This is a genomic window from bacterium (genome assembly GCA_026708055.1).
Taxonomy (GTDB): domain Bacteria; phylum Actinomycetota; class Acidimicrobiia; order Acidimicrobiales; family CATQHL01; genus VXNF01.
This window is the reverse complement of the sequence record JAPOVS010000056.1, coordinates 38,518-60,477: the sequence shown is the minus strand read 5'-3', so window position 1 is coordinate 60,477 and position 21,960 is coordinate 38,518. Positions and strand designations below refer to the sequence as shown.

Below are 21,960 nucleotides of genomic sequence, written 5' to 3'. Positions count from 1 at the left end.
CCAATCGAACCGCTCCGACGGCGAAGGCGGCGAGCAGTCCGAGGGCGACGGGCGTCCGAAGCAGTAGACCGGCGAGCGATGAGCGCACTACAGTGCTCCGGCGGAACGGTGCCGGTCTCACCGCGGCCGTTCCGTCAGAGGGGAGGTTCGGGTCCACACCGAGCGGTGCCGCGACCTATGCGGCATGTCGCCGCCTCCCCGACCGCACCGAGGACATAGGAGAGAACCCATGACGCTCCGCAAGCTCTTACGACCTTTGGCCATTGCCCTGGCAGTGGCGCTCATCGCCGCCGCGTGCGGTGATGACGAGGAGGCGGCACCCATTCCGACGCCGCCGCCGCCGGCCGAGGAGCCGGCCGCCCCGCCCGAGGCGCCCCCGCCTGCGCCGCCGGCTGAGGCGGGTGGTCCGTCGGATGCGCCGGGTGGTCCGTTCACCCTGAACGTGGGCGGCACGGGTTATGCGATGCCGGGTCCCGCGGGGGGGATCCTGGGCGCGTTGCCGCCTGATGAGGTGTTCCCGTGGACCTACAACTTCGACACGGCTGCCTTCGAGGCCGGCGGTTCACCGGCGGCGCCGTTCGACCCGTCGATCCGCTCGGCGAGCCAGGACTATGAGATCGCCTGGGTGTCGGGCTGGGCGGCGTTGGAGTTCTCCCAGTACATCGAGGACTCCATCCGCAGCACCGCCGCGGCCTCGGGCGTGCACGTGGGCGCCATCTGCGACAGCGAGTTCGACCCCGAGAAGGCGCTGGCGTGCGCGGAGACGGTCGCCGAGACCGACCCGGACGCGGTCGTGTTCGGGAACTGGCGCAGCGAGGCCGCCGACAGTTCGATGGCGGTCTTCGACGCCGCGGGCATCCCGGTGGTCACCATCGACGTGTGGCACCCGAACGCCATCTTCTTCGGCGCCAACAACTACGTGTCCGGCGCCCTGGCGGGCATCAACACGGGCCTGTACGCGTTGGAAACGTGGAACTGCGATGGCGTGCACGTGCTGTTGGCGCAGAACCTGACCGCCGGTGAGGCGCCGGATCTGCGCACCAGCGGCTTCGCCGACGGCGTGCAGGCCGTCTGCGGCGGCGACGTGCCCGTCAGCCGCATCGACGTGGACGGCAGCCCCGAGAACGGCTTGCAGTCCACCACCGACTGGCTGACCGGCAACCCCGGCGCCGAGCACGTCCTGGCGACCAGCCTCGACGATGTTGTGGCGGTGCCCATGTCAAGGGCGATGGAGCAGGCCGGGCGCAGCGGCGTGGCCGCCGGCCACGGCGCCGAGCCCAACGGCATCGAACGCCTCCACGAGGGTCCCGCCTCGGAGACCCGCTACCTCGGCTCGGTGGCGTACTTCCCCGAGCTCTACGGCGTCTACGCCGTGGCCGCGCTCATCGACATCCTCGACGGGCGCGCCGTGCCACAGGAGATCCACATCGACCACGTCTGGGTCAACCGCGACAACGTCGACCAGTACTACGACAACACCGGCTTCCCCATCCACGCCCTCGGCCCCAGCGCGCCGGCGGGTGGTCCGTCGGATGCGCCGGGTGGTCCGTTCACCCTGAACGTGGGCGGCACGGGTTATGCGATGCCGGGTCCCGCGGGGGGGATCCTGGGCGCGTTGCCGCCTGATGAGGTGTTCCCGTGGACCTACAACTTCGACACGGCTGCCTTCGAGGCCGGCGGTTCACCGGCGGCGCCGTTCGACCCGTCGATCCGCTCGGCGAGCCAGGACTATGAGATCGCCTGGGTGTCGGGCTGGGCGGCGTTGGAGTTCTCCCAGTACATCGAGGACTCCATCCGCAGCACCGCCGCGGCCTCGGGCGTGCACGTGGGCGCCATCTGCGACAGCGAGTTCGACCCCGAGAAGGCGCTGGCGTGCGCGGAGACGGTCGCCGAGACCGACCCGGACGCGGTCGTGTTCGGGAACTGGCGCAGCGAGGCCGCCGACAGTTCGATGGCGGTCTTCGACGCCGCGGGCATCCCGGTGGTCACCATCGACGTGTGGCACCCGAACGCCATCTTCTTCGGCGCCAACAACTACGTGTCCGGCGCCCTGGCGGGCATCAACACGGGCCTGTACGCGTTGGAAACGTGGAACTGCGATGGCGTGCACGTGCTGTTGGCGCAGAACCTGACCGCCGGTGAGGCGCCGGATCTGCGCACCAGCGGCTTCGCCGACGGCGTGCAGGCCGTCTGCGGCGGCGACGTGCCCGTCAGCCGCATCGACGTGGACGGCAGCCCCGAGAACGGCTTGCAGTCCACCACCGACTGGCTGACCGGCAACCCCGGCGCCGAGCACGTCCTGGCGACCAGCCTCGACGATGTTGTGGCGGTGCCCATGTCAAGGGCGATGGAGCAGGCCGGGCGCAGCGGCGTGGCCGCCGGCCACGGCGCCGAGCCCAACGGCATCGAACGCCTCCACGAGGGTCCCGCCTCGGAGACCCGCTACCTCGGCTCGGTGGCGTACTTCCCCGAGCTCTACGGCGTCTACGCCGTGGCCGCGCTCATCGACATCCTCGACGGGCGCGCCGTGCCACAGGAGATCCACATCGACCACGTCTGGGTCAACCGCGACAACGTCGACCAGTACTACGACAACACCGGCTTCCCCATCCACGACCTGGGGCCGTAACCTCCGGCGGGTAGCGGTGACGAATCAACTGCGCCGCGGGAGCGATCCCGCGGCGCAGCCCCGGTTGCCATCAGGGGAGCCCCCATGACGACGAACGCCATCGAACTGAACGGCATCGAGAAGTCCTTCGGTCCCGTCGAGGTGCTCAAGGGCGTGTCACTGTCGGTCCCCACCTCCCGCTGCTACGGGCTGGTGGGCGACAACGGCGCCGGCAAGTCCACGCTGCTGAAGATCCTCAGCGGCGTGCATCCCCGTGACGCCGGCCAGATCCTCCTCGAGGGCGAGCCGGCGGACTTCCACACGGCCCTCGACGCCCGTCTCGCCGGCATCGAGATGATCTACCAGGACTTGGCCCTGGCGGAGGACCTCGACGCCGCCTCCAACATCTTCCTGGGGCGAGAGCGCCACAAGGGCCGCGGCCCCGGACTGAGACGCCTCGACCACAAGCGCATGCACGCCGAGGCGGCCGCGGTCTTGGAGTCGGTGGGCAGCCCCATGCCCACGAACCGCAAGGTGAAGTCGCTGTCCGGCGGTGAGCGCCAACTCGTGGCCGTGGCGCGGGCGCTGGAGTTCAGCCCCCGGATCCTGCTGATGGACGAGCCGACGGCGGCGCTGTCGGTGGAGAAGGTGAACGTGGTCAACCGGCTCATCGCTGCCCTCAAGGACCGCGGCGTGTCGATGATTCTCGTGAGCCACCGTTTCACCGACCTCATCCAGGTGGCCGACACCATCGGGGTGCTGGTCCACGGCAGGATCGTGGACGAGTTCGACGCTGCCAGCCACTCCATGGACGACATGACCACCCGCATCGTGCGCCTCATGAGCGAGGCGGCCGTGGGGGTGACTCAGTGACCGATCGGGCCGGCGGCCGGCACAGCCCCGACGGCGGACCGTCGCCGGCGGCGGCCCGCGGGACCCGCGGGATCGCAACCAGGGGAGTCGCCTGGGTCCGCGACACCGTCAGCGACGTCGGCCCCGGGCTCTTCATGATCCTCAGCGTCGAGATTCTGGTCTTCTGGCGGACGGCGCACCCACACTTCCTCACCCAGAGCAACTTCATCGAGATCGGCAAGCGGATGACGATCATCGGGATCGCGGCCGTCGGCGAGACGATCGTCATCATCGCCGGCGGTTTCGACCTCTCGGTCGGGTCGGTCGCCGCGATGGCCAGCGTGGGGTCGGCGTGGGTGGTGGACAACGGCGGCCCCCTTGTCGTCGGCGTGCTGGCGGCACTGGCGATCGGCGCGCTGATCGGCGTCGTGAACGGCGCCATCACCGGTTACGGGCGCATCAACCCCCTGATCACCACGCTGGGAACTCTCGCCGTCGTGCGCGGCCTGGCCTACGTCCTCACCGACAACAAGCAGATCACCGTCAACCACGAGGGATTCCAGAACCTGGGGAAGCACAGCGCGGCGGGCCTCCCCTACATCGTGTGGATCCTGCTGGGGACCTTCGTTGTCTTCGGCCTGATCATCCCGCGCTACCGCTTCGGGCGCTACATGTACGCCATCGGGTCCAACGAGCGCGCCGCCGCACTCGCCGGCGTGCGCGTCAACCGCTGGAAGCTGGTGTTCTACGGAGTCTCCGGCATGCTCGCCGGCCTCGCCGGGCTGGTCAACGCCACCCGGCTGGGGACCGGCATCCCGTCGTCGTCCATCGGACTGGAGCTGCAGACCATCACCGCCGTCATCCTGGGAGGAACCTACCTGCTGGGCGGTCGGGGCCGTCTGCTGGGCACCTTCCTCGGCGTACTGTTCCTGTCCTGCCTCCTGACCGGGCTGATCCAGTCGGGTGCGGAGCCCGAGTATCAGCGGGTTGCGCAGGGCAGCGCCCTGCTCCTGGCGGTTCTGTACGACGAGCGGCGGCGCGGACGCCTCGCCCGTGGCTGACGGGCCGGAGCCGGTGCGGCTCAGCCACTGTTTCCGGGTCAATGACGCGGCCGAGTACGCCCGGCGCCACGCCGTGGTGTGGCCCGAGATCGAGGAACTGCTGCGCCGCTGCGGCTTCCGGCGCTACGACATCTACCTCTGGGGCGACGTGGCCGTCAGCTTCATCGAGGTGGACGACTACGCCGCCGCTGCGGCCCGCTACAACGAGAGCGCCGCCGGGGCCCGCTGGGAGGAGCACTTCGCCGACCTCATCACCGTCGAGGTGACCGACGAGCACGGCTGGCCCAAGCCCTTCGACCACGTCTGGAGCCTGTAGGCGTCTACCGGTGCCAACCGAACAACTCGCGCTCGCGCCGTTCGTTGATCCTCTTGGCGTGGAACACGACCGGTCTGTCCTCCCGGGTCACATCGATCATGACCTCGATCGGAAGGCCGTCAAGCGTCAATCCGACAAGCGTTATAGCGTCCTCATGGGGCCAACCGACGATGGATCTCAGCGGAAACCGAATCGCAGGGACGATGTCGCGATCCTCTTCACCGTGTTTGCGAGCCGCCTCAAGGATTTGAAGCCGGTCAAGCTCCAAGGGCGGCTAAGTCTCCACGGCGAGCCCGGCGGACAGCTGTGGCTCGAGACGATCTCTCACCGGTGGCGGCAGGTCGGTCAGCATGGCATCGCGTTCTGCGGCGGGGAGGCGCCGAAGCATGTACACCTGCTCGGACTCCGGCATCTCCGCGAAGTACAACATTGCCGACCGTTGGATTGCCTCCACAAGTTCCGGCGGCGCTTCACGCAGCTCGCGGTCCGGCGGCAATGGCTCCTCCGCCGCGGCGAGCAGCTCCGCGAGGCGGTCCGCCGGGTAGTCGAAGTCGTCATCCATCAGGTATCACTGTACCGCGGGTGAGCCCGCGGGGCGTCGCCGGACGTGCAACCGGTCCGCCCAGGTCATACACGGGCGCGGGCGCACCACGGGGGGCCGCCGGGCCGGGTCACTCGACCGGCGGGACCTCCAGGAGTTCGAGGGTGATGCCGTCGGGGTCGCGGAAGTAGCCGACGCGCTTGCCCTTGTTGGGCCCGTGCGTGATCGTCACCGGGCCCCTGCTGCGCGGCACAGCGCCGAGTGAGGTGAAGCGCTCGAAGTCCGCGGCGAGGTCCGTCGAGGACAGGCAGAGGTGCGCCGTGCCGGGGTTCTTGGACTCGACGTCCACCATCTCGCCTGTCGGCTCCAGGTACTCGATCAGCTCCAGCAGCACCGTCGAGTCGGGAATGTGGAACAGCGCGATGTAGAGCCGGGCGCCGGGGTAGCCGATCTGCTCGGCCGTGTACGGCTTGTCGAAGACGGCCTTGATGAACGGCTCGGTCTCGAACAGGGCCGAGTAGAACGCCACCGAACGGTCCAGATCGGGCACGGTGAAACCGACGTGATGGGTGCCGCAGAGCATGGCTGATTCCCCTTCGACGAGGCGCACGGACGGGGACATGTATAGCCGTTGCGGCATCGCCCCCCAAGCGAGCGGGAGATGCCCGCTTCACGGCATCGCCGGACTCGCAGGTTTGGGCCGCGCAGGCGGCCCTCCTGAACGAGGAACCAGCTAGTGGAAGATGATCCCGCCGTCGACGTTCAGCGCCTGCCCGGTCACGTAGTCGGCCGCATCGCTGAGGAAGTACTGCACCGACCGGGCCACGTCGTCGGGCGTCTGGATGCGCCCCATGGGGATCGTCGCCACCAGCGCGTCGATCGACTCCTGGGGGGTGATCCCGGCCTTCTCCGCACGGGCCTTGTGGATCTTGGGTGTCATGGCGGTGTCGACGACGCCGGGGCACACCGCGTTGATCTGCACCTTCGGGGCCAGCGCCAGGGCGAGGGACCGCACCACGCTCGACACGCCGGCCTTGGACGCCGTGTAGTCGACGGCGTCGGCACGGCCGATTTTGGCGCCGATCGAGGCGATCGCCACGAGACGGCCGCCGTCGCCCGCCATCATGTGGCGGGCCAGCGCCTGCAGGGTGAAGAACGTGCCCTTCAGGTTGATGCCCAGCATCCGGTCCCAGGCCTCCTCGGTGAGTTCCAGGGCGGGGACGATCTCGACGATTCCGGCGGAGGTCACGCCGAGCGTGAGCGGTCCGAGCGCATCGATCGCCTCGGCGACGGCGGCCCGCACCGCCGCGGGCGACGACACGTCAGCGGGACAACCCACGGCGTGCCCTCCGCCATCGCGGATCTCGGCGACAACGGCGTCGAGGGCTGCGGCGTCGATGTCGTTCAGCGCCAGCGCGGCACCCGCAGACGCCAAGCGCAGCGCGATGCCGCGGCCGATCCCGTTCGCCGCCCCGGTCACGAAGGCGTTGCGCCCCTCGAACATTCCCTGGCTCATGGCCCCTCCCCAACGACTCCTCTGATGGGCGACCGCCGCGGAACAGGCGGTCAGTTGCTCCGAACAGCCGGCCCGGCGAGATGTGCGGCCTCCCGCTCCTCCCAGCGGACCGCCCGCGGCAACGGCTCACCATCGGAGCGCAGGTCGTCCACGATGTCGGACACGAGAGAGCGGATGCCGTCGAGCGCTTCTGCCTCGGTGGGTGCCAGGTGGCTCACCAGAGAGAACCCGTCACACAGTCCAACCCAGGCGTCATCCTCGGTGGACCAGAAGGCGCGATACTCGTAGCAGGGCTCATCCATCTGGGTTCTCCTTGAGGGCGATCGCCCGCAAGACTTGGCGCACCTGGTAGGGCTTCGCCTCCCCGTCGTGGTCCTGGATGTTCACGATCGGCGTGCCCCTCAGAGATGTTCGGAAGATCAAATGGCCACCCCTGCGACGAGGTTCACCGAAGTATAGGCGGCACACCTTCGCCAGGTCGGAGAAGCGCACGCCCGTCTGACTCCTCCGCCACCGCGCGATCATCGCCTGAGCTCTCTCGAACTGAGTCACAGGCCCCTCCTGTGCGCTTCATTGACCAAATAGTACTGATTGACATATAATTACACTATGGACACTACCGCCCCCGACCCGGCCGCTCTCGGCCTCGACACACGTTCGTGGCTTCCCGAGCGCCACGACCACGGCATCGCCATCGTGGGCTGCGGTGGGATCACCAACGACGGGCACCTGCCGGCCTACACGTCGCACGGGCTGAACGTGGTGGGGTGCTACGACATCGATCCAGCAGCGGCACGGCGCACGGCGGAGCAGTGGGGCGTCGAGCGGGTCTTCGGCTCGCTGGCGGAGGTCGCGGGCGACCCCTCGGTGGAGATCGCGGACATCGCCGTGCCCGCCTGGCGGCAACTCGAACTGGTTCGCACGCTGGCTGACGGCGGCAAGCACCTGCTGTGCCAGAAGCCGCTGTCGGACGACTTCGCCGAAGCCGTCGAGATCGTCGAGCGGGCCGAGGCGGCAGGGGTCAAGCTGGCCGTGAACCAGCAGTACCGCTGGAGCCCGGTCATCCGGGCGATGCACACGCTGATGGCGCAGGGCCGGATCGGCACGCCCACAGCCGCGTTCGTGCACGAATCCCTGGTGAATCCGTGGGAGTTCTGGCCTTGGCTGATGAAGGTGCCTCAGCTGGAGGTCATGTACCACAGCATCCACTACCTCGACGGCATGCGGTTCCTGCTGGGCGCCCACGGCGAGCCGGAGTGGGTCACGAGCCGGCACACCCGCCAGCCGTCGCAGGCGCCGAGCGCGGAGACGCAGACGGTCACCGTCCTCGACTACGCCTCCGGCTTGCAGGCCTTCGTGGCTGTCGATCACAACGATGTCAGCGACGACGTGTTCGGGCGGGTGCGCGTCCTGGGCACCGACGGCGTCACCTCGGGCACGATGGGGCTCTCCTACGACTACCCCCACGGCCGCGCCGACACCGTCCGCTGGTCGGCGCACGACGACCCCGGCGGCGGCTTCGAGACCGAGCTGCCCGGGCGCTGGATCCCCGAGGGATTCGTCGGGCCGATCTCCTCGCTGATGAGTGCGATCAACGACGACACCGAGCCGCCCACCAGCGGTCGCGACAACCTCCACACTCTGCGCCTCGTGCACGCGGCCTATCTCTCTGCGGCCGAGAACCGCTCGGTGCGGCCCACCGAGATCGACGAGCGGACCTGACGCGCCCGCCGGCGGGGGCGGTTCAGAGGAGGGCGCGGATCAGCAGGCTGAGAGCCGCGGCGACTGAGATCGCCAGCAGTGCGGGACGCGTGTAGCCGCGGTCGAGCACCCCCACGAGCCGCCCGGACAGCAGATACCCGACGATCTGCCCCGGCACAAGCACCGCGACTGCCAGCAGGTGCGTCGTGCCGAACTCCCCCCACGCGGCCAGGAACACCAGTGAGAGGGACGCCGCTAGGAGGAAGTAGACCGACAGCGTGCCGCGCAGCCGGCGGGGCTCCACGTGCTGCAGGGTGAGCGCCAGCGGCGGACCGCCCACACCGGTCGAGGTTCCAGAGACACCCGACACGAAACCGCCGACGGCGACGATCGATCGGCCGCGCGGCAGGCGGACCGGGGTGACCGACAGCGCCACGCCCACCAGGATCACCGACGCCAGGAACACCGACAGCCCCCACTCCGAGAAGACCTCCACGAGCAGGAAGGCTCCGAGCGCCGCCCCCGGCACGCGCCCGAGGAGCGCCCACGACAGCGCCGACCGGTCGATCCCGGAGCGGTCCCGGCGCGCAATGAGCAGCGTGTTCGCCAGCGAGGCCGCCAGCAGCGGGCCTGGCACCAGGTCGGGGTCGATCTGGATCAGGATCGGCGCCGCCACGACGTTCATCCCGAACCCCACGCTGCCCTGGACCGCGGCGCCGACGGCCATCACCACCACCGCGGCGACGATCTCCGCCGGGCTCATCAGCGCCGCCCTCCGGTGCCTGCAGGGAGCATCGTCGGAGCCTACGGGAGACCGTCCGGGCGGCAGCGGGAATCTCCGACGCGAGGGCCCGGCGGACAGTCCCGCCGGGTGAGACAGCGTGTGCCGAGGCGCGGTGCGCGCCCCACCGCACGTCGCTAGTATCCCGCCATCGTGGCCGACAAGAGTGCAGGGGACGCGGGCAAGCCCTGGTGGCTGCGGGGCAACCACGGCCCCCTCCCCGACGAGACCGAGGGTTTCGACCTGCCGGTGCGTGGCCGGATCCCGGCCGACTTGCACGGCATGCTGATCCATGCCGGCCCCAACCCGCCCCGCGGCGACTCGCCGCACTGGTTCCTGGGTGAGGGAATGCTCCACGGCCTGCTGCTGCGCGGCGGGCGAGCCGTGCGCTACCGCAGCCGCTGGGTGCGCACGCCCCGCCTGACGGAGTCCAACGGCGACCACGACGACCCCGACCACTCGCCCGCCAATACCAACGTGGTGGTCCACGGTGGGCGCATCCTGGCCCTCGAGGAGCGCCACCGCCCGTATGAGGTCACCTCCGACCTGGAGACCGTCGGGCCCGTCGACTTCGGCGGCGCGGTGCGCAACCTCACCGCTCACCCCAAGATCTGCCCGCGCACCGGCGAGATGCTGGCGTTCGCCACTTCCGAGGTCGAACCGCAGCTCACCTATCTCCGCTTCGACAGCGACGGCACGCTCGCCGGAACCGCCACGATCGACCTGCCCCGGCCGGTGATGATGCACGACTTCGCGGTCACGTCCGACCATGTGGTGTTCATGGACCTGCCGGTGGTGTGGGATCCCGCGGCCAACGGCGGGCTCCCCTACCGCTGGGACCCCGATCACGGCGCCCGCCTCGGCGTCATGGCCCGCGCCGGCGGCGACGTGCAGTGGTTCGACATCGACCCCTGCTACGTGTTCCACACCGTCAACGCCTGCGAGATGTTCGGGCGCATCACCCTCGACGCCTGCCGCTACGACTCCCTCTGGGGCACCTCCTCGAACCGCTTCGACGTGCCCGCCATGGTGCACCGCTGGAGCCTGGGGCTCGGCGACGGCTCGGTCCGCGAGGAGACGCTCTTCGACGTGCGCTGCGACTTCCCGCGCATCGACGAGCGGCTCCTCGGGCGCCCCAACCGCTACGCCTACGTGACCACGCTGGTGGACGAGGAGACCGGCAGCGTCTCCCACGGGCACCGCGTCGTGCGCCTGGACCTGGTGGCACACACCAGCGAGCACCATCACTTCGGACCGGCCCGCTACGCCAGCGAGGCGGTGTTCGTGCCGCGCCACGCCGGCGCCGAGGAGGACGAGGGCTACGTGCTGACCGTCGTCTACGACGCCGAGCGGCACGGCAGCGAGGTGGTCATCCTGGCAGCCGACGCCGTCAGTTCGGGACCGCTCGCTACGGTGACCCTCCCCAACCGGGTCCCCTACGGGTTCCACTGCGCCTGGGTGCCGGCCGGCGCCTGAGCGCCCGCCGGACCACGTACCGGAAGACTGGTCGAACAACTAGCGTTGCCGCAGCCTTGGAGTAACGCCCAAGGTCAGAGCGGGAGCGGCGATGCCAATACGGCCGCCCCGTAGGGCGCCGGCGCCGCTCCCGCTTGCCTTGAACTCTAGCACCGGACCACGCGCGCCGCGCTGTTTCCGCCGACGGGCTCATGTGGCAGACTCTCGGCAGGAGGCCAGCGATGTCCGACCCGTCCGAGAAGCTGCTTGACGCAATGAGCCTGCTGGAGTCCTTGGCGCGGGAGGTGACCCCCGAGGAGGCCGCCGACGAGATCGACGCCGCCACGCTGCAGTCCTTCTGGCGCGAGTGGCCCCACACGGTGGGATGGGCCGGCGCCCTGTGGCGGCGCCTCAACCAGGATCTCGACACGCCCTCGCAGCCGGGTGACGGCAGCGGCTACGACGAGACCGGCGGCTCGGGCTGACATGGTCGCGGTGCGGGAGGTCATGAGCACCGAGGTGGTGACCCTGCCGGGCACCACGCCGATGGCCGAGGCCGCCCGGCACATGGTGCGTCGGCACATCGGATCGGTCCTCGTCGTGGACGGCACCATGCTCAGCGGCATCCTCACCGAGCGCGACGTGCTGCGCGCCGCCGGCAAGGCACGGGACATGGCCGTCGACCAGATCGAACGCTGGATGTCCCCCGAGCCGATCACCTGCTCCCCCGAGATCGACACCGAGGAGGCAGCGGAGATGATGCTCTCTGGAGGGTTCCGCCACCTCCCCGTGGTGGACGGAACGGGGCTGATCGGCATCGTGAGCCTGCGGGACGTCCTCAGCGCCCGCATCGGCCGCAAGGGCTGACGCTTCAGCCACCCGAGCCCGCCCCCCGCCGGTCGGAGTCAGGGGCCGAGCGCGGCGAAACGCGCAAAGAATCGTGATACCCCAAAAATTCGGGTGGCGAACACCCAAAAAGTCGACCTACGCCCACCCGTTACCGACAGCACCGGCCTGTGGGGCATCGCGAGCCTCCGCGACATCCGCCGAGTCTCAGTTCTCCGAAAAACGTAGTTCGGAAATCCCGAAAAATGAAGTCTAAAACTCCCGTAAAGTGAAGTGAAGAATGTCCGACAAGAGGCGACCAACGCAACAATCGCCACGCTGCTTGCAGACATCTCCGACGGAGGCGACGGTCCGCCGGCTCGCTCCACGATTCACGCATACCTGGACGAACTGGCCCGCATGTTCGCGATCGAGCCGCTGCCGGCCTGGTCGGCCCACTTGAGGTCGTCCCCCCGCCTTCGCAGGAGCGCTGAGCGGTACTTCGCCGACCCTGCGCTCGCAGTGGCCGCGCTGAGAGGCCTGCCGGCCCGCCTCATCGCCGTGACCGCGTTCGGCCACGGCTACCAGACCGACGACGGGATAGCCGTGGCCCCCCTGACCGCCCTGAAGCCATGACCTCCCAGACGCCGTCGGCTGTCGAGACCGCTGGGCGCCACTATGCGTACCTCCGCACGAAGGTCGCTGCCGCAGCGGCCGCGAATGACGGCGTGCCTCTGGAAGATCACCTGCGTGCGCCGGTCCAGGCTCTGGTGGAGTCCGTCGCGGAGGATCTGGGGCACCCGAAGCTGGTTCTGGCCGGGGAGATTTCCGGCGCGGTTGCGGGCGCCCGGCCCGACTACACCGTGATGCGGGGTGGGCTCATCATGGGGCACATCGAACTCAAGGCACCCGGTGCGGGAGTCGATCCTGACGGGTTCACGGGCCACAACCTGGACCAGTGGCAGCAACTGCGGCACCTACCGAACCTGCTCTACAGCGACGGGATCGACTGGATCCTGTGGCAGGACGACCAGCAAGTGGCCCGAGCGACTGCCTGGACCGCGCCGGGCAAGGGAATCACGAGCGCCAGGATCGACGCTGGCGAACTGGTTGATCTGATCGACACGTTCTGCGCCGACGCCGCGCACGCCCCGGCGACGGCCCAGGAACTCGCCCGCACCACGGCCCGACTCTGCCGGGTGCTGCGCAAGCAGATCGTCGGCGCCCTCGCGTCCGGCGGATCGAAGGGCCTCGAAGCCGTGGCCGAGGATTGGCGATCGTTGCTGTTCCCCGAGGCGAGCGACGCCGAATTCGCCGATGCGTACGCCCAGACCATCACCTTCGGGTTGATCGCCGCTCGCGCCGCAGGCGCCGCGCTGACCGCCGACGCCGACCGCGACGCCGGGGCCGAGTTCTCCGGGGATGTTGAAGCCGCCGCGTGCCCCGGCGAGGCGGCCGGGAAGGATGACCGCCTCACAACTCCGGACGGCGCCTCCGCGGCCCGACTCTCCGCTGGGGCGGGACCGGCCGCCGCGGGGGCCGGCGCTGCCGAGCGGGTGGCGCGGGCGACCAAGGCGCTGGACGCCGAGGCGGGCCTGATCCCCACGGCGCTGCGGGTGCTGTGCGCCGAGAGCGCCATCGGGCCCATCGAGCCCGCCGTCGAGTCGCTGCTGGCGCTGCTCGCCGCCACCGACCCGGCGCTCCTGAACGACGCGGGCGACTGGCTGTACTTCTACGAGGACTTCCTCGCCCAGTACGACCCCGACCTGCGCAAGGAATCGGGCTCGTACTACACCCCCGCCGAGCTGGTGCAGTTCATGGTGCGCCTGGTGGACGAGGTGCTCAGAACGCGACTCGGCCAGCCCTCGGGATTCGCTGAAGAGTCTGTGACGGTCATCGATCCGGCCGTGGGGACCGGCACGTTCCTGCTCCAGATCATTGACCGCATCGCCTCCACCGTCGAGGAGCGCGACGGCGCCGGGGCCGTGGCCGGTGCGCTGCGGGGCGCTGCTGAGCGGCTCGTCGGGTTCGAGCTGCAGACCGGGCCGTACAGCGTGGCGCAGTTCCGCACCGGAGCGCGTTTCCGCCGCCACGGCGTGGATCGTGCGCCGCGGGTGCTGTTGGCGGACACACTGGCCGACCCCTACACCGAGGAGGTCCGGCTGGGGTCGATCTACGAGCCGATCAGCCGGGAACGCCGCGCCGCCAACCACCTGAAGGCGACGACGCCCGTCATGGTCGCCATCGGCAACCCTCCGTACCGGGAGCGAGCGAAGGGACTCGGCGGCTGGGTGGAGAGCGGGAATCCCAACACCGATCTGCCGCCCATCCTCGACGATTGGAAGCCGCCTTCCGACTGGGGCGTCTCCGCCCACATCTACAACATGTCCAACCTGCTGGTCTACTTCTGGCGCTGGGCGACCTGGAAGGTCCTCGAGAACGCGGGCAACGACGGCGGGGAGTCGCCCGGCGTCGTGTGCTTCGTCACGACCGCGGCGTGGCTGAGCGGCGACGGGTTCCAGAAGATGCGCGCCTGGCTGCGGCAGCGGTGCTCGGAGATCTGGGTGGTCTCGCTGTCTCCCGAGGGCCACCAGCCGGACGTGCCGACCCGGATGTTCGAAGGTGTCCAGCACGAAATCAGCGTCGTCTGCGCAGTCCGCTCGCCGGAGGCCGACGAGACACCGGCGACAGTCTGGTTCAGAGAGGTCGCGCCGGGCACCCGCAACGCCAAGTTCGCCGAACTGGAGACCATCGCCATCGGCGGCAATGGGGCGCTCGGCTGGGCTCGGTGCCCTCGGAGATTGCGAGCGCCATTCAAACCCGCTGGTGAGGATGTCTGGCGCTTCTGCCCGTCGATTCACGACCTGCTTCCCTGGTCTACTCCGGGAGTACTGGCCAACCGCGGGTGGCCCACCGCCCAGGATTCGCAAACCCTCAACCGACGCTGGAGCGAACTCGTCTCAGAGGCGGATGAAGAAAGAAGGAAGGCCCTGTTCAAGGAGACCCGCGATAGGACGATCCACCGGAAGTTCAACGCCAACCTTCCCGGCTGCCCGTACGACGCCTCCACCCCAATCTCCGGAGAGAGGAATCCGTGTCCGACGCCGGTCCGCTTCGCGTGGCGATCACTCGACCGTCAGTGGATCATCGCCGACAGACGGGTTCTCGACGTGCCCCGCCCGCCTCTATGGGAGGCGCGCAGTGACCGGCAGATCCACCTGACGTGCATCCAGGACGACCACCCCGAGAACGGGCCGGCGGTCACGTTCACCCATTTGCTGCCCGGCTTGCACCACTACCACGGACGTGGCGGGCGCGCGTTCCCGCTCTGGCGCGACAACGGCGCCACGACCGCGAACGTCGCACCCAAGTTGCTCGACCATCTTGGGGGGCTGCTCGGCACGGAGATAGCACCCGAGGACTTGCTCGCCTACATCGCTGGGGTGTGCGCCCACCCTGCCTACACGGCCTGGCTCAACGAGGTCTCGCCGTACACGCCGGGCCTGCGAGTGCCCCTGACAGCCGACAACGACTACTGGTCGATGGCGGTCGGGATCGGTCGGCGGGTCGTCTGGGCGCACACGTTCGGGGAACGGTACGTCGACACTGACGATGGCCGCCCTGCTGGACGGGTTCGCCTCGACAACGGACCTCGCTTGCGCCACGAGACGGGCGAGGGAACCCGCAACCGTACGCTCTCCTACGACGCTGAGCGGCGCGAACTCCGCATCGGCGACGGGGCGTTCGAGAACGTCGCCCCGGACGTGTACGGCTACGAAGTCTCCGGCACCAACGTCATCAGGTCCTGGTTCAACTACCGGAGGGCCGCAACGGGTACCCGCGACCCGGACTCGCTGGAGTCGATCGCACCTGACGGCTGGCGTCCCGAGTGGGACATCGAGCTTCTCGACATCCTCAACGCCCTCACCGCGCTCGTAGCACTGGAGCCCGAGCAGTCGGAACTGCTAGCAGCGATCATCGACGGCCCGCAGATCACCGTCGAGGACCTCACCGCCACCGAAGTGCTGCCCGTACCGGCCGAGGCCAAGAAGGCCCCGGCAGCCACACGGAAGCCAAAACCCGGCCACACGACGCTGATCTAAGCCGGTCAGAATTTCGTCGATGTCTGAGAATATGACCCCTGCTGGTTACCGCTAGTGCGCTGCCCGCTAAGGCACTCTGAGTGCTTGATGATCACGCCGCCGAGAGCAGGCATTAGACGGTAACCACCCAGCTTGATTCCCACATCCTCAAGCTGCTTGGCCGCTTGACGACTGCGGTCAAGAGCCGTTCGATCGATGTTGGGGTTGTGATTGATGATCTCATTCAGATGTTCCTGTTCCATTGTTGTCCGTCCTTTCGCGACTTAGAAGAACGTAGGTGTGTGAACGAACGAGGTGATACCGTTCCTAAGCATGTGATCCCGCAAAAACCAGAAGTAATCCCAGACAGCTTTCTTCAATTCAGGATTCTCGCCGAAGTCGTCGATCTTCAGTCTGAGTTCATTTCGAAGCGCCGTCATATCGATTCCCCGTCCATGCGTTAGCCAACGTGTGTGATCACTCAGCTGCCGAGCGATTTCACTGGCGCGCTCCTCCTTCATCTGTATGGTGACCGGGATCTTTCTAGTTTCAGTTTCGGTCCAATCCTTGAACTTATAGTTCGTAAGCCAGAGCTTCAGCAGTTCAATAGAAAGATCGCGTTGAAGCTCAAACTGGTGGAGTTCTGCTAGATCAAGTTTCTCCAGCAGTATCAGTTCAGCAGTAGATAATGCGCCATTCTTGCTCTTCTCAATGAGAGTATCGAACTGAGCCAGATACGACAATGCGGGCACTAAACGATCGTCCCGTACAAGCTGCGGGTCGATGGGGCCAAGGCAAGAATGGTAGTCCATCATAATCTCATCGCCGGACATAGCCAATACAGTCCCCGCTGACATCGCTCTGTCCGGAATAATGAATTTGACCTCCGAGTAGTGCTCTCTCAAGACCCGCACGATGCGTTCAACAACTTCCACTACACCACCGGGTGTGTCGAGAATCACGAACAGAGTGTTTCTACGCTCTTCCCTAGCCTCAATCGTGACCTTGGCGGTGTGCTCTACGCCTTCCTGCATCGGCGAGATGATTGTGAGTCCATCCGCATCAAGCATGTCTTCGATCGCTTGAAGGCGGGTTGCAGCCCATTCTCGAGCACTATCCTGCGTAGTCGGAGGTAAAGGAATTGGCGCTGAAGTGCTCATAGGATCAGAGGATAGTGGCAATGTACAACTTGCCTACTAGGTTGGCGGCACGGTCGGCAGGGCGGTCACGCGCGCCGTGCCCCGCAAGACGACCGCCACTGCGGTCGTCTTGCGGGCTCCCCGGCGGCCCGAAGGGTGCGGCAGAGCAGCACGGCTCAACATCGGTCACTCGTGAATCACCTCCATGGTCGGGATACGACCTCGGCAAGCCACAGTGTGAATCTTAGCCTGAATCCACCGATGGGTTGGGATGTGGAGGGTTTGCCATGTGGAGAAATATCTCCTTGACCTGGGAGAGCGGAGCAGGTCACGGGCCGAGCGCGGCGAGCGGCACGACGGCCACGCCGTCGGTCTCGTGGGCTATCCGCAGGCCGGTGTGCTCGCCGGGGGCGTTGGTGCCGAAGACGGCGATCAGCTTGGACGGCGGCCGCCTGCCCGCCTCCCGCGCCCTCTTCGCCAGCAGCTTCAAGGCCCGCTTGGACCGCTCGAGCGCGTGCTCACTGCGGCTCAGCTTCACCTCCACGGCCACCCACGACCCGTCGCGATCCTCCACCACAGCGTCTACTTCGAACCCGCTCTCGGCGTAATAGCGCACCTCGGCATCGTTGACGTCGGCGTAGGCCCGCAGGTCTCGCATCACCAGCGACTCGAACGCGCCGCCCATGAACTCGGGCTCCCCCGCCAGGCGTCGGGGTGCGACACGCAGGACCCCGGTGGCTATCGACGGGTCGCACAGGAAGCGCTTCGGCCGAGCCCGCATGGCCCTCTTCGACGCGGGCTGGAACCCCCACGGCGGGCAGTCCTCCCGAATGAACACCCTCTCGAAGGCGTCGAGGAACGCCGGCAGCGTCTTGCGGTCCAGAGGAGACTCCATCTCGCCCGCCGCCGTGTCACGAGCCAGGGCGCTCACCGACGCGGCCGTTCCGACGTTCCGGGCAATGGAACGCAGAACCGTCCGGGCAGTGCCCACGCTGCGATAGGGAAGCGCATCGGCGCGGCGCCGGATGTCGATGCCGCACATCGCATCCACGTACGCCTCGACGTACCGCAGCGCCTGCTCCAGAGGCATTCTCAGCGAAGCCGGCCAGCCCCCCCGACAGATCGCCTCGGCCAACTCCAGACGGGACAGCGCCCGTTCCGCGGCCGCGTCCACCGGCAGCCCGCCCAGCATGGCCCCCAACGACACCGAGCCGTTGGAGAGGCCGCTCTCATAGGACGAGAACGTCCGCAGCCGCAGCGGCGCCAGCCTGCCCGCACCGGAGTGGCGGATGGGGTTGTCGGGCAACGTGGACGAGCCCGTCAAGATGAACTGGCCCGGCGCGCCCCCTCGCCGGTCGCACTCGCGCCGCACCGCGTTCCACAGCCCCGGCGCCACCTGCCACTCGTCCACCAGCAGCGGCGGCGGCAGATCCAGCAGACCGCGAAGCGCGCCGGGCGACCCGCCAGCCACCTCGACTTCATCCATGGCCAAGAACGACGACGCGGCTCGGCTGCCCGTGGTCGTCTTGCCGCACCCCCTCGGACCTTCGACGACGACCGCCGGCGAGAACAGCAGCACCTCCCGCAGCTTGCCGTCCAAGAGCCGCGGCAAGTACTCGCCCGGAAGCTCAATGCTCACAGAATCATGGTACCCCAATAATTAGGGTGGCGAACACCCAAAATGTCGACCGACACCCCCGTGGCCGACAGCACCTGCCTGCCGGGCACCGTGAGCCTCCGCGAAGCGCTCAGAGCGCCCGTATCGGGCGCAAGGGCTGACGGGCCCCGTCGCCGGGCCGGGATGGCCGCCGGTCGGGGCTCATCGAGATCAGTGAGCCTCACGGGCCGAGCGCGCCGAGCGGCATGATCGCCACGCCGTCGGGATGCTGGAAGCCGTAGCCGGTGGCGGTGATGACCAGGAGGGCCGCGGGGGTTCCCATCCGGGCCGCATCGACCCTGTCGCGGAGGCGCAGCAGGCTCTTCACACCGTGGCGTATCAGCGCTTCGCCCCCCAGTTTGATCTCCGCGGCCATCCACTCGCCGTCAGCGCGCTCGACGATGGCGTCCACCTCGAGGGTGGCGTTGTCGCGGAAATAGAACACTCGGGCGTCGTTGGCCTGCGCGTACACGCGGAGATCGCGCATGGCCAGAGACTCGAACAGCAAGCCCAGGAAGCCCAGATCGGCGCGTAGCCGCCCGGCGTTTGTTCGCAAGGCTGCCACCGCCAGCGAGGGGTCCACGAAGTAGCGCTTCTCGGTGCGCCGGAGCTGCGAGGCCGAACGCAGGTGCGGGGCCCACGCAGGAAGGCCTTCGACGACGAACAGCCGGGAGAGAGCCTCCAGATAGCGCCGGACCGTGCGGGGATGGGTGGAGGCGTCCGTGCCTCCGCTGACGTCGTCGGCAAGGGTCCTGTAGGTGACGTTCGTGGCTTCGTTCCGGGCCAGGGAGACGAGCAGCCTGCCCACGCCCACCGGGTCATGCGCCGGCCCCCCCGATCGGGGGATCTCGGTCCGGGCGATCTCGCCCAGGTAGTCGCGCAACCGGCTCTGCGCGTCCGGGACAGGGGCGTCCAGCAGCCACGGCCAGCCGCCCCGGCACACGAGGTCCACGACCTCGGCGAGGGTCATGTCGGAGCGGCTCGGCGCCGCGCGCTCCCCGTTCAGCAGCCCTCCGAGCGATACCGCGCCGGTGGACTCTCCCGACTCGAACAGCGACATCGGCCGCATCCGGACTCGCGTCACCCTTCCCGCTCCCGAGTGGCGGGTGGCGTCGTCGGGAGGGTTGGCCGAGCCGGTGAGGATGAACCGGCCGGGCCGGCCGCTCCGGTCGCAGGCGTGGCGCATGGGATTCCAGATGCGGGGCGCGAGCTGCCACTCGTCCAGCAGACGGGGGGCGTCGCCCCCAAGCAGCGCGCCAGGGTCCAGGGCGGCCGCCAAGCGGGCGTCGTCGGACTCGTCCAGAGCGGCGGCGCTCGCGGCGAACCTGCGAGCCGTCCACGTCTTTCCGCAGGCCCTCGGCCCTTCGATCACCACCGCCGGAGAACTGCCCAGCGCGGCCTCGACCTCGCGGTCCACCACCCTCCGCAGGTAGCCTTCAGGCGTCAACGGCCCGTCCATGGCTCATATCCTAGCGTCTATGCGATAATATCGCATTTGCAAGTGCGATATTATCGCATGCTAAGGTGCCGAAAACTGGAGTGCGGATCGTCGCAAACTGGAGTTCAGGCACCGTCGGTGCGGTCCCGCCACACGCCTGCACCGCGGATCCGGAGCAAGCACTGTGAGAAGACGCGAGCGACGCCGAGTTCGCCGATGCTCCGCCACCCCGCGGGGTTCGTGGTAGAGCTAAAGGGACAAGCGGAGGCGCCGGTTGAGTGGCCGAGTCCGTTGGCGCCGGCGCCCCCGCTCTACTCTGGGCGCTACGTTGAGGCCGATCATCCCTCCAATGGACCGGCCGTCACATTCACCCGCCTGCTCCCCCGGCAGCATCACTATCGAGGATGGGGAGGCGGGCGAGCATTTCCGTTCTGGTACGACAACGCCGCGCCGGCCTAGACGGCTCTCATCTGACCTTCATCGCGAATATATTCCGAGAATTCCCCGAACAAGTGTTGTGTCATTGATTCAGAGGTGCTAGAGTACTCACTACCGGTTCATCGGTCCTCCCCAGAGGGGGAGTCGGTGGCTCCCCGACCGGCTTGTCGGCCCGGCCGACGCGAAGTGCACGCCGGCGAACTCCTGCGGGGAGCCCACGATGACCGATCCGACCCTCCTGAGCAACACCACCGATGGCGTTGCGGGCGACGCGGTCGGCCGGGTTGCGGGCCAGATCGACAACCTCTGCCTCCCCTGCGGCCACCGCCACCACCACGAACTCCACGACAACGGCGGCGACATCGACACAGCCGCCGACGGCAAACGCACCCTCCGCCACGCCGCCCGCCACCGCCCCCCGAACACCGGCCACCCCCACCGCGACGACACCTGCACAGCCGCCGCGGCAGCGCGGACTCCACCGTCAACCAGCCACTCCGGCTCTAGAGGCACCGGCCTCGGAGTATCCGCCTCAATTGTGTGGAGCGGCTACACGATACCCGGCGCCCGGTGCCGGGGCGGATGCAATATCGCGTGATATCGTACGAGCAGAGATTGCCGTTGGAGGTGACTCGTGGTCGACATTCTTGTGCGGGACGTTCCCGATGACGTCGTGGCGGCCATCGAGGTGAACGCCAGAGCGGTCGGCCTCTCGCGGGTGGAATACCTGCGAAGGCTGCTGGAGCGTGAGCGCACCACCGGAAGCGGCGACGTGACCGTGGAGTCGCTGCGTTGGTTCGGGGAGACCTTCTGTGACCTCGCCGACGACGACGTGATGCACTCCGCATGGACATGACCGGCCGCCTGATCGACAAGTCGGCGCCGGTGCAGTGCCCACGGCACCCACGACACAGACGCCGGGGACGCCGGGGGTCGCGCGTGGACATGACCGGCCGGCTGATCGACAAGTCGGCGCCGGTGCAGTGCCCACGGCACCCACGACACAGACGCCGGGGACGCCGGGGGTCGCGCGTGGACATGACCGGCCGGCTGATCGACAAGTCGGCGCCGGTGCAGTGCCCACGGCACCCACGACACAGACGCCGGGGACGCCGGGGACGCGGGTGGACATGACCGGCTGGCTGATCGACAAGTCGGCGCTCGTGCGGCTCGCCACGAGCCCCGACGCGGCGGAGTGGGCGTCACGAATGAGCCGCGGGCTGGTACGGATCTCGACACTCACCCGACTCGAGGCGGGGTTCTCGGCGCGCTCGGCCGATGACCTCCGGCGGAGCGTCGCCGAACCGCCGCTCAGCGCCATGCCCGTCGAGTACCTGACACCCGCCGGCGAGGACCGGGCGATGGCGGTGCAGCAAGCGCTGGCGAGGGCCGGCCACCACCGCGCACCGTCGATCCCGGACCTGCTCATCGCCGCCATCGCCGAACTGTCCCGGCTGACCGTCCTGCACATGGACGAGGATTTCGAACTCATCGCCGACATCACCGGCCAACCCGTCGAACGCCTGGCGGTTTCGAGTTGACCCCTGCCT

At 68.4% G+C, this 21,960-nt stretch carries 24 protein-coding genes; 13 read left to right on the top strand and 11 right to left on the bottom strand.

Going from position 1 to position 21,960, the window contains the following annotated elements; genetic code table 11:
* The first annotated feature begins 229 nt into the window (after window positions 1-229).
* From OXG55_12690 to OXG55_12675, 4 genes are all read left to right on the top strand, one after another.
* Window positions 230-2,629 carry a sugar ABC transporter substrate-binding protein gene (locus tag OXG55_12690; GenBank protein ID MCY4104095.1) on the top strand — a complete coding sequence of 800 codons (2,400 nt, stop codon included), beginning with the start codon at window positions 230-232 and terminating at the stop codon, window positions 2,627-2,629.
* An 84-nt stretch (window positions 2,630-2,713) separates the two neighbouring features.
* Window positions 2,714-3,481 carry an ATP-binding cassette domain-containing protein gene (locus OXG55_12685; protein ID MCY4104094.1) on the top strand — a complete coding sequence of 256 codons (768 nt, stop codon included), beginning with the start codon at window positions 2,714-2,716 and terminating at the stop codon, window positions 3,479-3,481.
* On the top strand, window positions 3,478-4,521 hold the full coding sequence (locus OXG55_12680; GenBank protein ID MCY4104093.1) for an ABC transporter permease: 1,044 nt from the start codon (window positions 3,478-3,480) through the stop codon (window positions 4,519-4,521). The genes OXG55_12685 and OXG55_12680 overlap by 4 nt, the downstream gene beginning before the upstream one ends.
* Window positions 4,514-4,837 carry an L-rhamnose mutarotase gene (locus OXG55_12675; GenBank protein MCY4104092.1) on the top strand — a complete coding sequence of 108 codons (324 nt, stop codon included), beginning with the start codon at window positions 4,514-4,516 and terminating at the stop codon, window positions 4,835-4,837. Before OXG55_12680 ends, OXG55_12675 begins: the two co-directional genes overlap by 8 nt.
* 4 nt (window positions 4,838-4,841) lie before the next feature.
* Here the strand turns inward: OXG55_12675 and OXG55_12670 are convergent, their stop codons facing one another.
* From OXG55_12670 to OXG55_12645, 6 genes are all read right to left on the bottom strand, one after another.
* Complete coding sequence (locus tag OXG55_12670) at window positions 4,842-4,967, bottom strand: hypothetical protein (protein MCY4104091.1); 126 nt, start codon at window positions 4,965-4,967, stop codon at window positions 4,842-4,844.
* 144 nt (window positions 4,968-5,111) lie between these two features.
* Window positions 5,112-5,399: a hypothetical protein gene (locus OXG55_12665; protein ID MCY4104090.1), complete on the bottom strand. Its 288-nt coding sequence runs from the start codon at window positions 5,397-5,399 to the stop codon at window positions 5,112-5,114.
* 109 nt (window positions 5,400-5,508) lie between these two features.
* Entirely contained in the window at window positions 5,509-5,961 is a 453-nt protein-coding gene (locus OXG55_12660) for a VOC family protein (GenBank protein MCY4104089.1), read from the bottom strand.
* Window positions 5,962-6,111: 150 nt separating this feature from the next.
* Complete coding sequence (locus tag OXG55_12655; GenBank protein MCY4104088.1) at window positions 6,112-6,894, bottom strand: glucose 1-dehydrogenase; 783 nt, start codon at window positions 6,892-6,894, stop codon at window positions 6,112-6,114.
* Between the two features lie 50 nt (window positions 6,895-6,944).
* On the bottom strand, window positions 6,945-7,196 hold the full coding sequence (locus tag OXG55_12650; protein MCY4104087.1) for an antitoxin HicB: 252 nt from the start codon (window positions 7,194-7,196) through the stop codon (window positions 6,945-6,947).
* Window positions 7,189-7,419 carry a toxin HicA gene (locus OXG55_12645; protein MCY4104086.1) on the bottom strand — a complete coding sequence of 77 codons (231 nt, stop codon included), beginning with the start codon at window positions 7,417-7,419 and terminating at the stop codon, window positions 7,189-7,191. Before OXG55_12645 ends, OXG55_12650 begins: the two co-directional genes overlap by 8 nt.
* An 84-nt stretch (window positions 7,420-7,503) precedes the next feature.
* Here OXG55_12645 and OXG55_12640 point away from each other — a divergent pair, with 84 nt between their 5' ends.
* On the top strand, window positions 7,504-8,616 hold the full coding sequence (locus OXG55_12640; protein ID MCY4104085.1) for a Gfo/Idh/MocA family oxidoreductase: 1,113 nt from the start codon (window positions 7,504-7,506) through the stop codon (window positions 8,614-8,616).
* 22 nt (window positions 8,617-8,638) lie between these two features.
* On the opposite strand, the gene OXG55_12635 is transcribed toward OXG55_12640, so the two are convergent.
* A complete protein-coding gene (locus OXG55_12635; protein MCY4104084.1) occupies window positions 8,639-9,358 on the bottom strand; it encodes a sulfite exporter TauE/SafE family protein in 720 nt (239 codons plus the stop codon).
* Between the two features lie 171 nt (window positions 9,359-9,529).
* Between OXG55_12635 and OXG55_12630 the strand changes: the two genes are divergently transcribed.
* The 5 genes from OXG55_12630 (at window position 9,530) to OXG55_12610 (ending at window position 15,759) form a co-directional block, all read left to right on the top strand.
* Window positions 9,530-10,852, top strand: coding sequence for a carotenoid oxygenase family protein (locus tag OXG55_12630; GenBank protein ID MCY4104083.1), 1,323 nt, complete (start codon window positions 9,530-9,532; stop codon window positions 10,850-10,852).
* A gap of 221 nt (window positions 10,853-11,073) precedes the next feature.
* A complete protein-coding gene (locus tag OXG55_12625) occupies window positions 11,074-11,316 on the top strand; it encodes a hypothetical protein (GenBank protein ID MCY4104082.1) in 243 nt (80 codons plus the stop codon).
* Window position 11,317: 1 nt separating this feature from the next.
* Window positions 11,318-11,698 carry a CBS domain-containing protein gene (locus tag OXG55_12620; GenBank protein ID MCY4104081.1) on the top strand — a complete coding sequence of 127 codons (381 nt, stop codon included), beginning with the start codon at window positions 11,318-11,320 and terminating at the stop codon, window positions 11,696-11,698.
* A 252-nt stretch (window positions 11,699-11,950) separates the two neighbouring features.
* A complete protein-coding gene (locus OXG55_12615) occupies window positions 11,951-12,292 on the top strand; it encodes a hypothetical protein (protein MCY4104080.1) in 342 nt (113 codons plus the stop codon).
* Window positions 12,289-15,759: an N-6 DNA methylase gene (locus tag OXG55_12610; protein ID MCY4104079.1), complete on the top strand. Its 3,471-nt coding sequence runs from the start codon at window positions 12,289-12,291 to the stop codon at window positions 15,757-15,759. The genes OXG55_12615 and OXG55_12610 overlap by 4 nt, the downstream gene beginning before the upstream one ends.
* A 5-nt stretch (window positions 15,760-15,764) precedes the next feature.
* On the opposite strand, the gene OXG55_12605 is transcribed toward OXG55_12610, so the two are convergent.
* The 4 genes from OXG55_12605 to OXG55_12590 form a co-directional block, all read right to left on the bottom strand.
* Window positions 15,765-16,001 carry a hypothetical protein gene (locus OXG55_12605; GenBank protein MCY4104078.1) on the bottom strand — a complete coding sequence of 79 codons (237 nt, stop codon included), beginning with the start codon at window positions 15,999-16,001 and terminating at the stop codon, window positions 15,765-15,767.
* A 21-nt stretch (window positions 16,002-16,022) separates the two neighbouring features.
* Window positions 16,023-16,898: a serine dehydrogenasease gene (locus OXG55_12600; GenBank protein MCY4104077.1), complete on the bottom strand. Its 876-nt coding sequence runs from the start codon at window positions 16,896-16,898 to the stop codon at window positions 16,023-16,025.
* 307 nt (window positions 16,899-17,205) lie between these two features.
* Window positions 17,206-18,516 carry a DUF4143 domain-containing protein gene (locus tag OXG55_12595; protein ID MCY4104076.1) on the bottom strand — a complete coding sequence of 437 codons (1,311 nt, stop codon included), beginning with the start codon at window positions 18,514-18,516 and terminating at the stop codon, window positions 17,206-17,208.
* Between the two features lie 199 nt (window positions 18,517-18,715).
* Window positions 18,716-19,993: a DUF4143 domain-containing protein gene (locus OXG55_12590; GenBank protein ID MCY4104075.1), complete on the bottom strand. Its 1,278-nt coding sequence runs from the start codon at window positions 19,991-19,993 to the stop codon at window positions 18,716-18,718.
* A gap of 637 nt (window positions 19,994-20,630) precedes the next feature.
* On the opposite strand from OXG55_12590, the gene OXG55_12585 reads away from it, so the two are divergent.
* The 3 genes from OXG55_12585 (at window position 20,631) to OXG55_12575 (ending at window position 21,951) form a co-directional block, all read left to right on the top strand.
* On the top strand, window positions 20,631-21,008 hold the full coding sequence (locus tag OXG55_12585; GenBank protein MCY4104074.1) for a hypothetical protein: 378 nt from the start codon (window positions 20,631-20,633) through the stop codon (window positions 21,006-21,008).
* A 36-nt stretch (window positions 21,009-21,044) separates the two neighbouring features.
* Window positions 21,045-21,266 carry an antitoxin gene (locus tag OXG55_12580; protein MCY4104073.1) on the top strand — a complete coding sequence of 74 codons (222 nt, stop codon included), beginning with the start codon at window positions 21,045-21,047 and terminating at the stop codon, window positions 21,264-21,266.
* Window positions 21,267-21,540: 274 nt separating this feature from the next.
* Complete coding sequence (locus OXG55_12575; GenBank protein ID MCY4104072.1) at window positions 21,541-21,951, top strand: PIN domain nuclease; 411 nt, start codon at window positions 21,541-21,543, stop codon at window positions 21,949-21,951.
* Window positions 21,952-21,960 lie beyond the last annotated feature (9 nt).

Bases quoted from the DNA above. Each gene is read 5' to 3' on its own strand.
- OXG55_12685 (MCY4104094.1), top strand. From the start codon at position 2,714: ATGACGACGAACGCCATCGAACTGAACGGCATCGAGAAGTCCTTCGGT.
- OXG55_12640 (MCY4104085.1), top strand. From the start codon at position 7,504: ATGGACACTACCGCCCCCGACCCGGCCGCTCTCGGCCTCGACACACGT.
- OXG55_12660 (MCY4104089.1), bottom strand. From the start codon at position 5,961: ATGCTCTGCGGCACCCATCACGTCGGTTTCACCGTGCCCGATCTGGAC.
- OXG55_12590 (MCY4104075.1), bottom strand. From the start codon at position 19,993: ATGGACGGGCCGTTGACGCCTGAAGGCTACCTGCGGAGGGTGGTGGAC.
- OXG55_12585 (MCY4104074.1), top strand. From the start codon at position 20,631: ATGACCGATCCGACCCTCCTGAGCAACACCACCGATGGCGTTGCGGGC.
- OXG55_12575 (MCY4104072.1), top strand. From the start codon at position 21,541: ATGACCGGCTGGCTGATCGACAAGTCGGCGCTCGTGCGGCTCGCCACG.
- OXG55_12600 (MCY4104077.1), bottom strand. From the start codon at position 16,898: ATGAGCACTTCAGCGCCAATTCCTTTACCTCCGACTACGCAGGATAGT.
- OXG55_12690 (MCY4104095.1), top strand. From the start codon at position 230: ATGACGCTCCGCAAGCTCTTACGACCTTTGGCCATTGCCCTGGCAGTG.
- OXG55_12620 (MCY4104081.1), top strand. From the start codon at position 11,318: ATGGTCGCGGTGCGGGAGGTCATGAGCACCGAGGTGGTGACCCTGCCG.
- OXG55_12650 (MCY4104087.1), bottom strand. From the start codon at position 7,196: ATGGATGAGCCCTGCTACGAGTATCGCGCCTTCTGGTCCACCGAGGAT.
- OXG55_12665 (MCY4104090.1), bottom strand. From the start codon at position 5,399: ATGGATGACGACTTCGACTACCCGGCGGACCGCCTCGCGGAGCTGCTC.
- OXG55_12635 (MCY4104084.1), bottom strand. From the start codon at position 9,358: ATGAGCCCGGCGGAGATCGTCGCCGCGGTGGTGGTGATGGCCGTCGGC.
- OXG55_12645 (MCY4104086.1), bottom strand. From the start codon at position 7,419: ATGATCGCGCGGTGGCGGAGGAGTCAGACGGGCGTGCGCTTCTCCGAC.
- OXG55_12655 (MCY4104088.1), bottom strand. From the start codon at position 6,894: ATGAGCCAGGGAATGTTCGAGGGGCGCAACGCCTTCGTGACCGGGGCG.
- OXG55_12625 (MCY4104082.1), top strand. From the start codon at position 11,074: ATGTCCGACCCGTCCGAGAAGCTGCTTGACGCAATGAGCCTGCTGGAG.
- OXG55_12605 (MCY4104078.1), bottom strand. From the start codon at position 16,001: ATGGAACAGGAACATCTGAATGAGATCATCAATCACAACCCCAACATC.
- OXG55_12610 (MCY4104079.1), top strand. From the start codon at position 12,289: ATGACCTCCCAGACGCCGTCGGCTGTCGAGACCGCTGGGCGCCACTAT.